The 14130-nt window shown below is 58.2% G+C and carries 18 protein-coding genes; 15 read left to right on the plus strand and 3 right to left on the minus strand.

Annotated elements, in window-relative coordinates; genetic code table 11:
* The first annotated feature begins 7 nt into the window (after positions 1–7).
* The 8 genes from BLL42_RS05140 to BLL42_RS05175 all read left to right on the plus strand — a co-directional run bounded on the left by BLL42_RS05140 (position 8) and on the right by BLL42_RS05175 (position 7279).
* Positions 8–433 (plus strand): phage tail assembly chaperone, encoded by a 426-nt coding sequence (locus BLL42_RS05140; protein WP_071551073.1) that lies wholly within the window; start codon positions 8–10, stop codon positions 431–433.
* Between the two features lie 130 nt (positions 434–563).
* Entirely contained in the window at positions 564–1733 is a 1170-nt protein-coding gene (locus BLL42_RS05145; protein WP_071551074.1) for a phage tail sheath protein, read from the plus strand.
* Between the two features lie 57 nt (positions 1734–1790).
* Positions 1791–2306, plus strand: a complete 516-nt coding sequence (locus tag BLL42_RS05150; protein WP_071551075.1) for a phage major tail tube protein — start codon at positions 1791–1793, stop codon at positions 2304–2306.
* A 39-nt stretch (positions 2307–2345) separates the two neighbouring features.
* Positions 2346–2675 (plus strand): phage tail assembly protein, encoded by a 330-nt coding sequence (locus tag BLL42_RS05155; RefSeq protein WP_071551076.1) that lies wholly within the window; start codon positions 2346–2348, stop codon positions 2673–2675.
* Positions 2676–2683: 8 nt separating this feature from the next.
* On the plus strand, positions 2684–2803 hold the full coding sequence (locus tag BLL42_RS05160; RefSeq protein WP_041752072.1) for a GpE family phage tail protein: 120 nt from the start codon (positions 2684–2686) through the stop codon (positions 2801–2803).
* A complete protein-coding gene (locus tag BLL42_RS05165) occupies positions 2793–5564 on the plus strand; it encodes a phage tail tape measure protein (protein WP_071551077.1) in 2772 nt (923 codons plus the stop codon). The genes BLL42_RS05160 and BLL42_RS05165 overlap by 11 nt, the downstream gene beginning before the upstream one ends.
* Before the next feature lie 6 nt (positions 5565–5570).
* Positions 5571–6011: a phage tail protein gene (locus BLL42_RS05170; protein WP_071551078.1), complete on the plus strand. Its 441-nt coding sequence runs from the start codon at positions 5571–5573 to the stop codon at positions 6009–6011.
* Positions 6008–7279: a phage late control D family protein gene (locus tag BLL42_RS05175; RefSeq protein ID WP_071551079.1), complete on the plus strand. Its 1272-nt coding sequence runs from the start codon at positions 6008–6010 to the stop codon at positions 7277–7279. Before BLL42_RS05170 ends, BLL42_RS05175 begins: the two co-directional genes overlap by 4 nt.
* Positions 7280–7309: 30 nt before the next feature.
* On the opposite strand, the gene BLL42_RS30025 is transcribed toward BLL42_RS05175, so the two are convergent.
* The 3 genes from BLL42_RS30025 to BLL42_RS05185 all read right to left on the minus strand — a co-directional run bounded on the left by BLL42_RS30025 (position 7310) and on the right by BLL42_RS05185 (position 8766).
* Positions 7310–7474 (minus strand): hypothetical protein, encoded by a 165-nt coding sequence (locus BLL42_RS30025; RefSeq protein WP_161492342.1) that lies wholly within the window; start codon positions 7472–7474, stop codon positions 7310–7312.
* 125 nt (positions 7475–7599) lie between these two features.
* A complete protein-coding gene (locus BLL42_RS05180; RefSeq protein ID WP_071551080.1) occupies positions 7600–8379 on the minus strand; it encodes a zinc ribbon domain-containing protein in 780 nt (259 codons plus the stop codon).
* 66 nt (positions 8380–8445) lie between these two features.
* The gene (locus BLL42_RS05185) at positions 8446–8766 is read right to left on the minus strand and encodes a helix-turn-helix domain-containing protein (RefSeq protein ID WP_071551081.1); all 321 of its coding nucleotides are present in this window, start codon (positions 8764–8766) and stop codon (positions 8446–8448) included.
* Positions 8767–8850: 84 nt separating this feature from the next.
* On the opposite strand from BLL42_RS05185, the gene BLL42_RS05190 reads away from it, so the two are divergent.
* The 7 genes from BLL42_RS05190 to BLL42_RS05220 all read left to right on the plus strand — a co-directional run bounded on the left by BLL42_RS05190 (position 8851) and on the right by BLL42_RS05220 (position 14110).
* On the plus strand, positions 8851–9063 hold the full coding sequence (locus BLL42_RS05190; protein ID WP_071551082.1) for a DNA-binding protein: 213 nt from the start codon (positions 8851–8853) through the stop codon (positions 9061–9063).
* 29 nt (positions 9064–9092) lie between these two features.
* Complete coding sequence (locus BLL42_RS05195; RefSeq protein ID WP_071551083.1) at positions 9093–9566, plus strand: YmfL family putative regulatory protein; 474 nt, start codon at positions 9093–9095, stop codon at positions 9564–9566.
* Entirely contained in the window at positions 9563–9853 is a 291-nt protein-coding gene (locus tag BLL42_RS05200) for an Ogr/Delta-like zinc finger protein (RefSeq protein ID WP_071551084.1), read from the plus strand. Before BLL42_RS05195 ends, BLL42_RS05200 begins: the two co-directional genes overlap by 4 nt.
* Positions 9850–10221, plus strand: a complete 372-nt coding sequence (locus BLL42_RS05205) for a hypothetical protein (protein WP_071551085.1) — start codon at positions 9850–9852, stop codon at positions 10219–10221. The genes BLL42_RS05200 and BLL42_RS05205 overlap by 4 nt, the downstream gene beginning before the upstream one ends.
* Positions 10222–10296: 75 nt before the next feature.
* Positions 10297–10530, plus strand: coding sequence for a hypothetical protein (locus tag BLL42_RS05210; protein ID WP_071551086.1), 234 nt, complete (start codon positions 10297–10299; stop codon positions 10528–10530).
* 12 nt (positions 10531–10542) lie between these two features.
* On the plus strand, positions 10543–13266 hold the full coding sequence (locus tag BLL42_RS05215) for a toprim domain-containing protein (protein ID WP_071551087.1): 2724 nt from the start codon (positions 10543–10545) through the stop codon (positions 13264–13266).
* A 25-nt stretch (positions 13267–13291) separates the two neighbouring features.
* Positions 13292–14110, plus strand: coding sequence for a hypothetical protein (locus tag BLL42_RS05220; protein WP_071551088.1), 819 nt, complete (start codon positions 13292–13294; stop codon positions 14108–14110).
* Positions 14111–14130: the final 20 nt, after the last annotated feature.

Below are 14130 nucleotides of genomic sequence, written 5' to 3' on the forward strand. Positions count from 1 at the left end.
TACGAACATGATTTATTCCAGCAAGACCACCGGTCTGTTCCATGACTCCGATTTAGGCGGCGAGCTGCCAGCGGACGCTCTCGAAATATCCCGCGAACTGCATGCTGAGCTTTTGAGCGGCCAGTCAGAGCTGATCAAGATCAACTTTGATACCGAGCCACCCTCACTGATTGCGCGCCCGCCAATGAGTGCTGAGCATTTGGCCGACATCGAGCGCGCCTGGCGTAACGGGCAGTTGGCGACTACCGACGGCGTTGTGGCGCGTCACCGTGACGAGTTGGAAGGTGGCCCGAGCACTACGCTCACGGCCGCGCAATACACCGCGCTGCAAGTCTACCGACGTGAGTTGCGCGACTGGCCACAAGGGGCCGAGTTTCCACTTGCGGATCATCGCCCGGCCGCACCGCCTTGGCTGGCTGAACAAGCCCAATAACGCCCTGACAGGGCGTTTTTTATTCAAGCGTTCTGTAGCCCCACCCGCTACAAGTCCCCGCGCTCGCCCATCCGGCGCGCGCGCGGCAGCCTGTGCACTGTCACTCCATTCACTGCGCAGGCAAAAACCCATGGCCGATTATCTTCACGGCGTGCGGGTCATCGAACTCAACGACGGCACCCGCCCCATTCGCACCATCCCCACCGCTGTCATCGGCCTGGTTTGCACTGCCGACGACGCTGACGCCACTGTATTTCCGTTCGACACGCCGGTGCTGCTGACCAACGTGCAAACCGCCATCGGCAAAGCCGGTGTGAAAGGCACCCTCGCCGTCAGCCTGCAAGCCATTGCCGACCAGACCAAGCCGTACGTCATCGTGGTCCGGGTAAAAGAAGGTCCGACTGAAGCTGAAACCACCAGCGCCCTGATCGGCACCACGACGGCAGACGGCAAATACACCGGCATGAAAGCCCTGCTCGCCGCCAAGGCCAAAGTCGGCCTGGTGCCACGCATTCTCGGCGTGCCGGGATTGGACAGCCAACCAGTGGCCACCGCCCTGGTCGCCATCGGCCAACAGCTGCGCGCCTTCAACTACGTCAGCGCCTGGGACTGCAAAACCAAGGAAGAGGCAGTCGCTTACCGCGAGAACTTCGGTGCTCGGGAAGTCATGGTGATCTGGCCGGACTTCCAGAACTGGGACACCGTCACCAGCAAGACCGTGAACGCAGCCGCAGTGGCTCGCGCCCTCGGCCTGCGCGCCAAGATCGATCAGGAAACGGGCTGGCACAAAACCCTGTCCAACGTTGCCGTCAACGGCGTGACTGGCATCAGCGCCGACGTGTTCTGGGATCTGCAAAACCCAGCCACCGACGCCAATTACCTCAACAGCAACGAAGTCACCACGCTGATCAATGAGGGTGGCTTCCGCTTCTGGGGCAGCCGCACCTGCAGCGATGATCCCCTGTTCGCATTCGAGAACTACACCCGCACTGCGCAGATCCTTGCCGACACCATGGCCGAGGCGCACATGTGGGCCATCGACAAGCCGATGCACGCCTCCCTGGTGCGCGACATCATCGAAGGTGTCAACGCCAAGTTCCGCGAGCTGATCGCCTCGGGTTACCTGATGGGTGGCAGTTGCTGGTTCCCCGAAGACATCAACGACAAAGACACCCTCAAGGCCGGCAAGCTCTTCCTCGACTACGACTACACGCCCGTGCCGCCGCTGGAAGACCTCACCCTGCGTCAGCGCATCACAGATCGCTACCTGATGCAGTTCGCCAGCAAGATCAACCGTTAAACCGGGACTCCCCGCCAGGGGAGCTGACCCCCTGCCTGCACACCGGAGAACACCGCCATGGCCATGCCACGCAAACTCAAAAGCCTCATGTTGTTCAACGACGCCAACGCCTATGTGGGTGTCGTGAAGTCGGTCACCCTCCCGCCACTTGGTCGCAAGATGGAAGCCTATCGCGGCGGTGGCATGAATGGCCCGGTCAAGGCTGACCTGGGGATGTCCGACGACGGTATCCAGTTCGACTGGAAAACCGGTGGCCTGGACCTGATATCCCTGCGCCAGTTCGGAGCGGTCAACGCGTCGGGCGTCGCTCTGCGCTTCACCGGTTCGTTCCAGCAGGACGACACCGGCGACATCAGTGCGGTGGAAATCGTCCTGCGCGGTCGCCACGAAACCATCGAAATGGGCGAAGCCAAAGCCGGTGAAGACACCGAACACAGCATGAAAACCACCTGCACCTACTACAAGCTGATCGTCGACAACGAGGAAATCATCGAGATCGATTTGCTCAACTTTATCGAAAAGGTCAACGGCGTCGACATGCTGGATAAGCAGCGCACCGCCTTGGGCATCTAACCCAAATCCCCCAACCAACCCCGCAACCAGGAGCATCCCATGAAGTCCGAAGACACCACCGAAGCACTGCCGACCGTCGAAGACAACACCGTCACCCTCGACACCCCGATCATTCGAGGCAAGACCACCATCGACACCATCACCCTGCGCAAACCGGCATCCGGCGAGCTTCGCGGTGTGCAGTTGGTCGAACTGTTGAACATGGACGTGGCCAGTCTCATCAAGGTCATTCCGCGCATCAGCAGCCCAGGCATCACCGCGCCTGAAGCCGCTGGCATGGACCCGGCCGACCTGTTGGCCTGCGGCAGCAAGATCACCAGTTTTTTGTTGCAGAAGTCGGTGAAGACGGAAGCCTCCCTCGTTGCGTAGAGGACGCCATGGCTGACTTGGCGGTGGTCTTTCACTGGGCGCCGGCTGACATGGATCAGTTGGGCCTGCAAGAGCTGATGGACTGGCGCGAACGTGCCAGGGTGCGGAGTTCCACCGATGGCGAATGATCTAAAACTTCAGGTACTGCTCAACGCCATCGACAAGGCCAGCGGGCCGCTAAGGCGTATCGCTGGCGGTAGTTCCGACACGGCGAAAGCGCTGAAAGCTGCTCGCGACCAACTCAAGGCACTGAAGGATCAACAGGCCAACATTTCCTCTTTCAAGAAACAACAAGGCGCCATAGGTGTTACCTCCGAAAAGCTGAACAAAGCGCAGGAGCAACTGCGCCTGATGAAAACGGCCCTTCACAACAGTGGAGAAGCTGCATCCGGCAAGTTCAAGAACGACTTTCGCAAAGCCCATGAAGCTGTTCGAGATTTGACCACCAAATTGCAAGAACAGCGAAGGGGGCTGACACCTCACATGACCAAACTGAGGGAGGCCGGTATCGCCACCGGCAAACTCGGCGAACACGAAGCAACTTTGAAGACGCAAGTGGATGCGGCCAATCGATCACTCAATACCCAGAAAGATCGGTTGGTCGCCATCAGCAAACGCAAAAATGCACTAGCCGATGCTCGCGCCACGTATGACAAACAACGGCAACTTTCCGGAAACTTGGCAACCAAAGGTGCCACCGCTATGGCGGGCGGTGGTGCTGCGCTCTACGGCGGGGCGCGAATTCTTACACCTGGCCTGGAGTTCGACGCCAGCATGAGCCGGGTGCAAGCCATCACACGACTGGATAAGAGCGACCCGAAGAAGGCAAAGCAGCTTGAAACCTTGCGTAACCAGGCCCGCGAACTGGGTGGCTCGACACTGTTCACCGCAGGCCAGGCTGCCGACGCTCAGGGCTTCCTCGGCATGGCCGGTTTCGACCCTAAAGCCATCAAAGCCGCGATGCCCGGCATGCTCGACCTCGCTGCCGCTGGTGGTGCTAACTTGGCACAAACCGCCGACATCGCCTCAAACATTATGTCCGGGTTGGGTATGACCGCCGACCAGATGGGCAAGTTGGGCGACGTGCTGGTGGGCACCTTCACGCGCTCCAACACCAACCTTCAAATGCTCGGCGACACCATGAAATACGCTGCGCCCATGGCAAAAACCTACGGCGTGGAACTGGAAGTCGCTGCCGCCATGGCCGGTAAACTGGGCGACGCAGGTCTACAGGGCAGTATGGGCGGCACTGCTCTGAGCTCAATCATGAACCGCTTGGCCGCTCCGCCCAAAGCAGCGCAGAAAGCCCTCGATCAACTGAAGATCAAAACTGCCGACGCCAACGGTAATCTGCGACAAATGCCAGATATCCTCAAAGAGATCTACGACAAAACCAAAGCCTTGGGCACGGCCAAAAAGGGTGGACTGTTCAAAGCCATCGCAGGGGAAGAAGCAGTTAAAGGCATGGCGCAACTGGTCGAGCAAGCCGGCATCGGCGAACTGCAAAAACTCATTGCGACACTGCGCCAAACCCAAGGTGAGGCGGCAAAAACATCCAAGGTCATGGCCGACAACCTTAAGGGCGACCTGACCACCCTTAGCAGCGCCTGGCAAGACCTGGGCATCGAGCTGGAAGAACAACAGGACGGCCCGTTACGCGGGTTGGTTCAGTCGGTGATCGACATCGTCCGTGGCGTCAAAACATGGGCCAAGGAAAACCCCGGACTCGCTGCGGGACTGGTCAAAACCGCCGCCATCATTGCCGGGCTAACCATGGCCCTTGGCGGGCTAGTGGTCACGGCGGCCAGCGTTCTATTGCCGTTCGTGGCCCTGCGTTTTATGTTCGCTCAACTGGGCATTCGACTACCCGGCCTGACCGGACTGCTGTGGAACCTCGGCAAGACCGTACTGCCTTTTGTCGGCAAGGCCCTGCTCATGATGGGACGCGCCTTGATGCTCAACCCCATCGGTCTGGCCATTACCGCCATTGCGGGCGCGGCCTACCTGATCTATAAAAATTGGGACGCGGTGAAAACCTACTTCACCAGCGCCTGGACCGAAATCAAAGCCGGCTTCAGCGGCGGCGTCGGCGGCATCCTGACAGTGCTGGCAAACTTCAGCCCCATCGGCCTGATCTACCAGGCCTTCGCTGAAGTATTGAATTACCTGGGCATCGATCTGCCGAACCGCTTCACCGAGTTCGGCAACATGATCGTCAACGGCTTGGTCAATGGGCTGTTCGCGGGGCTTGGGCAGATCAAGGGCGCGATCACCTCGATTGGCGATTCAACCATTGGCTGGTTCAAGGAAAAGCTTGGCATCCATAGCCCTTCGCGGGTGTTTTCCGAACTGGGCGGATTCACCATGGCGGGCCTCACTCAAGGGTTGGAAGGCGGCATAGAAGGCCCACTCGACGCAGTTAACCAGCTCAGCAAGCAAATCACCGAGGCTGGAGCTTTTGCCCTCGGCGTACCGACGGTACCGGTACCTGCGGTTAAAAACGACCTGTTCGACACTGCCATCAGACCGGCAAAGCAACTCAGAGAAACAAGAGCACTCGCGCTCGGCCCTACTGCCGAAACACACCCCACTGCGGCCGCTAACGACAGGGGATCACTCTCTACGATTGTCAATTTCGGCAAGCAGTTAGCTGCTGGTGCGTTAGCCCTGGGTTCGATTGCTATGCCCGCTCTGGCGATCGATAACCGTGCACCGATCAGCTCCAGCTCCGCATCCACCTATGACAGCCATGACCACTACGAAATCAATATCCACCCCACCCCCGGAATGGATGCGCAATCCATTGCCCGTGCCGTGCGTGCCGAACTGGCCCGTATCGACAGTGAAAAAGGCGCTCGCAAGCGCAGCAGACTGTCGGACCTGGAGTAAATCACTATGATGCTTGCCCTCGGCATGTTCGTTTTCAGCCTGTCCACCGCCGCCTACCAGGAACTGCAACGCCAGACCGAATGGCGCCACGCCAGCAACAACCGCATTGGCGCCGCCCCAGCACGGCAGTTTGTCGGTCGCGGCGACGACTCCATCACCTTACCCGGAGTGATCCTGCCAGAACTGGCCGGCAGCGCCCTCAGCCTCGACGCCGTGCGCCTGATGGCCAACACCGGCAAGGCCTGGCCTATGGTCGAAGGCAGCGGCCGGATCTACGGCTTGTGGGTGATCGAGAGCCTGAGCGAGACCAAAACCCTTTTCTTTCGCGACGGCACACCCCGGCGCATCGAGTTCACCATTAACCTCAAACGTACCGACGACGACCGCATAGACCTGCTCGGTGCAGGTACCGCCGCCGGTGTCAGCATCATGAGGTCATTGCTGTGATCGATGCCGCCCTCTCCCGCGTCACTGGCTTTCTGGATGACGCTGCCGAACGCTACAAACGTGACGCGGCTTACCCGGTTCCGGCGTTCCGCATCACCGTCGACGGCAACGACATTGCCAAGCTGATCAGTCCGCGGCTAATGAGCCTGGAGCTGACCGACAACCGAGGGATCGAGGCCGACCAACTCAGCATCACCCTCAGCGACCATGACGGGCTGCTGGCGATCCCGCCCAAGGGCGCGGTCGTGTGTTTGTGGTTGGGCTGGAGTGACACCGGCCTGGTCGATAAAGGCACCTACACCGTCGACGAAACCGAACACAGCGGCTCACCGGACGTTTTGAGCATCCGAGCTCGGTCTGCGGATCTGCGAAAAGGCTTCAAGACCAAGCGCGAACGGAGCTGGAGCAACACAACGCTGGGCGACGTATTGGGTGACATCGCCCTGGGTAACGGCCTCACCTCGACCATTGCAGGCGCGCTGGATGGTTTGCCCATTCTGCAACTCGACCAGGCCAACGAGTCCGACGCCAATCTGATCAGCCGCTTGGGGGAAGAATTCGACGCTGTGGTCAGCGTCAAGGCCGGCTGCCTGCTGTGCATCCCGGCCGGCGGTGGCAAGACCGCCAGCGGCCTGGACCTGCCGCACATCACCCTGACCCGTACCGACGGCGACCAGCACCGCTACCTGCAAGCCGACCGCGATAGCTACGACGGGGTGCGCGCCTATTTCTACGACGTGAACAGCGCGAAAAAACAGGAAGCCATTGCTGGCGGCGGCGAGAACCTCAAAGACCTGCGCCACACCTACAGCGACCGTCAATCCGCCCTACGCGCCGCCCGGGCCGAATTCAACCGCCTGCAGCGCGGCAGCGCGACACTCAGCTACACCCTCGCCATGGGGCGCCCCGAGCTGATTCCCGAACTGACCTACACGCTGGATGGAGTGAAGCCTGAGATTGACGAAATCATCTGGTACGGAGGCAACGTGCAGCACAGCCTCAGTGCCGACAGCGGCTACACCATGAGCCTGGACCTGGAAAGTAAGCTGCCTGAGGACACCTTCGAGGATCTGGCCGAAGAGAGTGCCGGCGACTACACCGGGATCATTGCCTACTACCGCGACAAGAAAACCGGAAAGGAAAAGACCGTTACCGCAGGGGATCAGAGCAAGCCGAAGCGACTGCGGTGGTTGTATGCCAATGAGAAAACGGCGAAGCGGGCGGTGGATCGGGAGTGGCAGAGGATGCAAGCTGCCAAATCAACATAAAACCCCGGTACTGGCCGGGGCCCCATAGGTCTACTCCGACAACTGCGCAAGCGCCTCCAACAGGCGCAGAATATCGTTCTGATGCTGTTCACTGATTTGCCTGAACATTGCCAACAACTTCAGCTCTTGATCACTCTGTGAGTCTGGACTAACAACTATATCTTGGGCTTTCGGCACTCGGCTGCTCTCCAACATGCGACTACTCCATACTCTCGCAACGAGCGTCTGGTGCCACAATGGCACCGTCAATACGCTCGGGGAACAACCGACTTTCAGCTTGCCGTACCTATCGCAAAACTAATAATCAGATACTTTTTATTTCAAAGCATCGATTGTAGTGGCTGCAAAGTCATATAAACGCCATTTTCACTCCAGCCTTGCAAGCCGCCCTCAGCATCAACAACATAGAACTCACCGAAACTATTATCGGGCTCAGATAAGCGAAGTCCGCCATCCGGCATTCGCTTCGACACGACTGCATTTGTGTTCTTCTCACCGTTGGGAAAAATGGAGTCTATGAAAAACTTTCCGTTACATTCATAAACCACCATTAGGTAGCCAAAACCATCGTCCCGTATCCAAGCACCGGTTGCTTGAGGATATGCCTTCGCAACGTCAAACGCTTGTAAGGTTTGGAAATCGGCTAGCGTTAGACCTCGGATGACAACTTTCAGGTCTGGGTCGTAATGACTCGTTGCCCAGTAAGTCCCTTTAGTTTTTCCATCTACTCGGTACCCAATAAAAGTTCGATCTGTTTTATTTTTTCCTTGAGCAAAAATTTCTTTTGCGACAAGGGCCAGATCCGCCTCATTTACGCGAGACACTAGCTCTACTTCTACTGTTCGTTTAACAGGAGCCCGACTTTCATCTTGAGTAATGGTGTAAGACGTTGGTGCACTGACAGGCACAGTCACGTCATCAACTTTCGGAGTCAGCAGCCCCCACACCCAGTAGAACGCATACCCGATTAACCCTAAGTAGATCAACCCCGAAATCTGTTTCCCACGATCACCAGTTGGCGACTCAGCACCGCAACTCGGGCACGTTTTTGCGGTGGTGGATATCTGATGTTTACATTCCTTACAAGCAATCATTCCCATCGTCCCTGCTCTCTTCTCTTATTGCCACGCTGTTCATCGGTCCACAGTTGTCACTGCCTATACAGCTCAAACTGCCTTTGCTAGTGCATATGCCATACGCATCAACGATTGGCGGTCGGAATCTGCCATCGCTCGATAGAACTCAAGTAATCCAGCTTCCTCCGTCGTGATGCTCTCACTCGAAGTCAATCGGTGCTCACCTGTTATCACATAGAGGACGTCGACCCCCAATGAGGCAGCAGCAGCCAAGTACTTGGCATCAGGGCTTCCAACGCCCTTTTCGTAATTGATTTGAGTGGTTTTTCCTACCCCACCTGCCGCCCCTAAATCAGTCTGGCTGAGCTTTAGGCGCGACCTTTCTTCCTTCAGCCGAACGCTGATGGTCATATTTTTGAACCCCGACCATTGACAGGTTCAATTAACTGAACCAATATCATCACATCATTACGCGAAATCACACGAATCCGAACTATGCACGCCACCTACGCACCCGGGCAAGCATGCCAGGCCGCCAGAACTCGACTGGAAATGAAAGGCATGTCCGTCAAGGACTTCGCCATTCAGTACGGCCTTCATCCCTCTACCGTATATGCCGTACTGAACGGGCAAAAAAAATGCCTGCGTGGCGAAGCACACCGGGCAGCCGTCCTGCTCGGCATCAAAGACGGCGAGCTCACAAACTAGGGCCTCTGGCTCCAAGGGGATACCAGAAGATGAAACGCCCAGTTCTAGGCACCAGAAAAGATGTCGTCAGCGCAGTCATTTGTAGCTATCCGGGGGGGCGAGCCTATGCCGCAGTCAACCTGGGTATGCCGCTCAAAAAGTTCGACAACCAGGCCTATGAAAATGCCGGCAGCCGCCCGCTGACCGACGAACACATTTTCAGACTGGAACAGCAGGCCGGCACGACCTTCCTGCCGGACTATGTTGCAGCCATGTATGGCGGCATGTTCGTGCAGCTGACCACTCCGGGAACGCTGGACAACGTCGACCTTTACAACCGCTCCGTTAAGGCTGCCGCCAAGCGTGGCCGAGTCGATCAGATCATTGCCAAGGCTCTGGACGACGGCGTCATACAAAAAGGCGAGGCAGAAGCCATTATCAGCGCCCTGATCAATTACATGTCTGCCCGCTACGCCGAAGTGCTCGCGACTATCCAGCTCTATAGCCAAGAGGCCGCATTGTGAGCACCTACAAACTCGTCTGCCCCCACTGCCACGGCCGTATGCGGATCCGCACCAGTGAAGGCACGCACATTTTTCTACGCGTGGCTTACCTGCAATGCACCAACGAGGCCTGCGGCTGGTCCGTTCGGGCCGAATTCGAAATGACTCATGAGATGAGCCCCAGCGGTATGGCTAACCCCACCGTAAAGCTCCCTATTGCCGACATCGCTTTGCGCCGTGCCGCAATGAAAACCGCCGACGATCAACCAGACCTGCTGGACCAAATGGAACAGGAGTGCACGCAATGAACCACGAACAGTTGACCCACGACTACCGCAGCAGCATGCAACGTGCGGCGTTCGCCTACCTGCAACGGCACGAAGCGCAGTACCTGGTGAATTCCGACCTGCTGTACGACAACTGCGTCAGGCACATGACCACCGCACTGGAAGTGCCGGTATTCATGGCTCAGCAACTGGTACACAACGCCTGGACAGAATTGCAGGTGATCAACCAGCGCAAGTGCATCAGTGTTGACTGGGGAAACAGCCCCGGCAGTTCCGTCGTCCACTTGATCGATATGCGGGCCGATCTGCGTTACCCGATCCCGGCACGCCTGCTTCCGCAGACGTTGCTCGCTCAGCGCGATTCCGCGCACAAGCCACACCCTCAATAAGCCCTTTTTAAACACCCCTCCCTGACCCGTTTCCCGTGGGTTTGGGTGAGCTTTGCCCGAAATCCGAGGTGGACCATGGAAATCGACGTCGACATCACCGCAAAAATGTCCCGCAGCGAGGCCGAAGCCATGCTCCAGGACCTGCGTGTGCAGTACTCGATGCTGTTCAACGAGCATTGGTATGACGATCGCTTTCGCTTGATCCCCGAGGGTTTACGGCACGGCTCGCTGCTCGCGGCCTTCCCAGTGATGGCCGCGCAAAAACGCCTGATTGGCGCCCTTAAACACAGTCTCGACGAAGCGAAGTAAGCCACGATGGAAATGGAACAAAGGCTACGAGCCGACGTCATCCAACGCATTGAGCGGGACTATCAGCTCAAGCACATGCCAGGCACCAACTACATGCGCAAGGGTGTATGCCCTGCGCCAAGTTGCGGCCAGAAGACCCTGTACACCTTCTACGATTCGCCCTGGACGTTGATCTGCGGCCGGCCAGAAAAGTGCGGCCACCGCGTCCATGTAAAGGACGTCTACGACGACTTGTTCAACGACTGGAGCAAGACAGCACCTTCGACGCCAGATAACCCGGTTGCCACGGCACGCGCCTACCTTGAGTTTGCGCGGGGCTTCAAGTTTGAGCTGATCGCTGGTTGGTTCACCCAGGATAACTACTGGGATAGCCGGCTGAACATCGGCAGTGCCACGGTGCGTTTCCCCCTAGAAAAAGGTGGCTACTGGGAGCGCCTGATAGATCGGCCAGACCGATTCGGCAAGATGAAAGCACGCTTTCGCCCCACTGGCGAAGGCTTGTCCGGTTACAAAGGCGTCTGGTGGTGCCCGCCGAGCGTAGATCTACTGGAAGTCGAAGAACTCTGGATAACAGAGGGCATCTTCGACGCTATCGCACTGCTGCATAACGACACGTCGGCCGTGTCGATGATGTCCAGCGCCCCCTGCCCGACCGACTCGCTCAAGGCCCTGGTCAAGCTGCGCCACGACGCTGACAAGCGCCTGCCGCTTCTGGTGTGGGCACTGGACAACGAGCCCGTCGCCAAGGCCAACATGCGCCGCTGGGCGAAGGAAGCGCGCGACCTGGGCTTCACCTGCAAGGCGGCGGTGATCCCGCAGCCCAATGGCAAAAAGGTTGACTGGAACGACCTGCACCTGCGGTGGAAGCCGATCGAGGGCGATGACAAACGCGCCGAGCGGATCGAGCAGGATCTCGACGAAGCCCGCCACCACGGCGATTTGTTGCTGGCAGACTCGGCTGAAGAAAAGGGTTTCCTCATCTACCTGCGCGACGAGCGCAAGGAATTCAACTTCACCTTCCGCAAGCGGCTGTACTGGTTCCGGCTGGACCTTGATAAGTACGACCGCGCCATGGGCGATCTGGAGAGTTCAGACCGCCATGAGGACCAGCTGCTCAACGACGAACAAAAGCGCTACAAGGCACTGCGCCAATCCGGCTCAGTGACCAGCATCGCCAACTGCAATTTCCAGGCGCTGTACTACATGCGTAACGACCTGACCGATGAGGCCTGGTACTACTTCCGTATCGAACGCCCGCAAGGGCCTGCCATTAAAAGCACATTCACGGCCAAGCAGCTCACGTCGGCGCCTGAATTCGCGAATCGCCTGCTCAACGTCTCCAATGGCGCGATGTTTGAGGGCAGCGCCCAACAACTGAAGCGGATTCTGGCGCCCCAGCTGGACTGCCTGAAAACCGTCAACACCATCGAATGGATCGGCTACAGCCGCGAGCACGGGGCTTATGTCTTCAACGACCTAGCCTTTTTCGGCGGCGCGGCCCAAGTGCGCAACAAGGAAGATTTTTTTGACCTCGGCAAGCTGAGCATCAAGTCGCAGAGCCAGTCGCCGGTGTTGCACATCAATACCGACCTCAACGCCTACAACGAAGGCTGGTTCGACATCTACTGGCGCTGCTTTGGCGTCCAGGGCGTGGTGGTACTGGCCTGGTGGCTTGGCGCGTTGCACGCTGAGCAAATCCGCCAGATCCACAAGTCACTGATGTTCCTGGAGCTAGTGGGCGAAGCCGGCTCGGGCAAGACCACCTTGGTGGAACTGCTGTGGAAGTCGGTCGGGCGTACTGATTACGAAGGCTTCGACCCGTCCAAAGCGACCGCCGCAAGCCGTGCGCGTAACTTCTCGCAGGTCAGCAACTTGCCGGTGGTGCTGATCGAGTCGGAGCGCGAGCAGAAGGAAGGCCAGCCAGTTAAACACTTCGACTGGGACGAGCTGAAAACCGCCTACAACGGCCGCAGCGTTCGCTCCACCGGCGTGAAAAACAACGGCAACGACACCCACGAACCGCCGTTCCGTGCCGCCCTGTTGATCGCGCAGAACAACCCGGTCAACGCTTCGGAACCCATCCTGCAGCGTATCTGCCATGTCCATCTGACACGCGAACACCACACCCCGGAAACCAAGCAGTACGCCGAGCAGCTGGAGCGCATGCCGATGGAAAGCATCAGCGGCTTCATGGTCAAGGCGCTGCAACGCGAAACCGAAACCATGCGCCTGATGGAGGAAAACACCTCCGGCTACGAACAGGAACTGCTGGCCCTGCCTGGCGTGCGCACCGTGCGTATCGCCAAAAACCACGCACAGCTGCGCAGCCTGGTGGATGCATTGGCCGGGGTCGTGCCGCTCGGCGAGCGCCGCAAGGCCCTTGCGCACGCCGAGATCAACCGCATGGCCCTGGAGCGGCAGCAGGCAATCAACGCCGACCACCCGACTGTGCGCGAGTTTTGGGACCTGTACGAATTCCTCAACGGCCTGGATGAGAAAGGTGCGCTGAACCACGCCCGCCGCGATGGCCTGATCGCTGTGAACCTCAACGAATTCGTGGAAATGGCCGCCAACAAACGCCAGCAGGTGCCCGCGCTCAGCGATCTGAAGCGCCTGCTCAAGACCAGCAAGTCACCCAAGTTTCTAGAGTCGAACAAACCCGTCAACTCCGCACGGTTGCTCGACGCATTTGATAAACCGAAAACCACTCGCTGCTGGGTGTTCCAGGGCGTTTAACCACCGCAACAACAGGAGCAGCACCATGCAAAACAACCTGAAATCCGTCATTCGCTTTAAGGACTTCGTTGCCTACTTTGGGCCTCGGGGGGTGGTCGCCATGGCCTGGTGGCTGGGGGCAGTACACGCCGCTCGCATTCGCCAAGACCACAACAGCTTTCCGTTCCTTCAGATCATCGGGGACGCGGGCGTAGGCAAAACCCTCCTTCTCAACTACCTGCAAAAACTGACAGCCCAAGTTCCGTATGCTTATTCGCTGGCCCACTCCACTCCAGCGGCGCGAGCACGGTTTGTCGCTAGCGCAGAAAACCGAGTGGTTATCTGCGAACAAGAAGGTAAATCGGATGAACAAATTGACTGGGACGAACTGAAACCGCTCTACAGCGAAGGCAGCTTCGCCGTCAGATCGGGAGATGGCCACGCCGAACTTCTCCCCTTCAAAGGTGCTTTAACGATCACCGCCAATCAGCCATTGCAATGCAGCGATGCCGTCAGCAGTCGCATGGTGACCATCAATTTTTCGGACGATAACCCACATGCAACCCGAGTCCGGCCGGACGCGCTAAACGACCTCAAAGCAGAAAAGGCTATCGCGTTCGGTATCAAGGTGGCCCAGTCCGAGGAGTGGGTTTCCAGCAGCCTCCACGCCCTCGTACCTGCATACCAGGGCCAACTAACGCGCAAATACGGGGCAAGTCTGAGCGGGCGTACCGCCCTTAATTGCGCGCAACTGCTAGCTCTGCTCGAAGTGCTTTGCACGCTTCTGTCGATCCCAGAGGGGCTACGCCTTGAGTCCAGGAAAGTGATTAACGACATCGCTTTTCTCGACACCATTCCTTATTGATTCACTCATCACTGGAGCAA

It is taken from the genome of Pseudomonas frederiksbergensis, assembly GCF_001874645.1.
Taxonomy (GTDB): domain Bacteria; phylum Pseudomonadota; class Gammaproteobacteria; order Pseudomonadales; family Pseudomonadaceae; genus Aquipseudomonas; species Aquipseudomonas frederiksbergensis_B.

Excerpts from the sequence above, each read along its gene's own strand:
- BLL42_RS05140 (WP_071551073.1), top strand. The coding sequence starts at position 8 with ATGATTTATTCCAGCAAGACCACCGGTCTGTTCCATGACTCCGATTTA.
- BLL42_RS05145 (WP_071551074.1), top strand. The coding sequence starts at position 564 with ATGGCCGATTATCTTCACGGCGTGCGGGTCATCGAACTCAACGACGGC.
- BLL42_RS05150 (WP_071551075.1), top strand. The coding sequence starts at position 1,791 with ATGGCCATGCCACGCAAACTCAAAAGCCTCATGTTGTTCAACGACGCC.
- BLL42_RS05155 (WP_071551076.1), top strand. The coding sequence starts at position 2,346 with ATGAAGTCCGAAGACACCACCGAAGCACTGCCGACCGTCGAAGACAAC.
- BLL42_RS05160 (WP_041752072.1), top strand. The coding sequence starts at position 2,684 with ATGGCTGACTTGGCGGTGGTCTTTCACTGGGCGCCGGCTGACATGGAT.
- BLL42_RS05165 (WP_071551077.1), top strand. The coding sequence starts at position 2,793 with ATGGCGAATGATCTAAAACTTCAGGTACTGCTCAACGCCATCGACAAG.
- BLL42_RS05170 (WP_071551078.1), top strand. The coding sequence starts at position 5,571 with ATGATGCTTGCCCTCGGCATGTTCGTTTTCAGCCTGTCCACCGCCGCC.
- BLL42_RS30025 (WP_161492342.1), bottom strand. The coding sequence starts at position 7,474 with ATGTTGGAGAGCAGCCGAGTGCCGAAAGCCCAAGATATAGTTGTTAGT.
- BLL42_RS05180 (WP_071551080.1), bottom strand. The coding sequence starts at position 8,379 with ATGGGAATGATTGCTTGTAAGGAATGTAAACATCAGATATCCACCACC.
- BLL42_RS05185 (WP_071551081.1), bottom strand. The coding sequence starts at position 8,766 with ATGACCATCAGCGTTCGGCTGAAGGAAGAAAGGTCGCGCCTAAAGCTC.
- BLL42_RS05190 (WP_071551082.1), top strand. The coding sequence starts at position 8,851 with ATGCACGCCACCTACGCACCCGGGCAAGCATGCCAGGCCGCCAGAACT.
- BLL42_RS05195 (WP_071551083.1), top strand. The coding sequence starts at position 9,093 with ATGAAACGCCCAGTTCTAGGCACCAGAAAAGATGTCGTCAGCGCAGTC.
- BLL42_RS05205 (WP_071551085.1), top strand. The coding sequence starts at position 9,850 with ATGAACCACGAACAGTTGACCCACGACTACCGCAGCAGCATGCAACGT.
- BLL42_RS05210 (WP_071551086.1), top strand. The coding sequence starts at position 10,297 with ATGGAAATCGACGTCGACATCACCGCAAAAATGTCCCGCAGCGAGGCC.
- BLL42_RS05215 (WP_071551087.1), top strand. The coding sequence starts at position 10,543 with ATGGAACAAAGGCTACGAGCCGACGTCATCCAACGCATTGAGCGGGAC.
- BLL42_RS05220 (WP_071551088.1), top strand. The coding sequence starts at position 13,292 with ATGCAAAACAACCTGAAATCCGTCATTCGCTTTAAGGACTTCGTTGCC.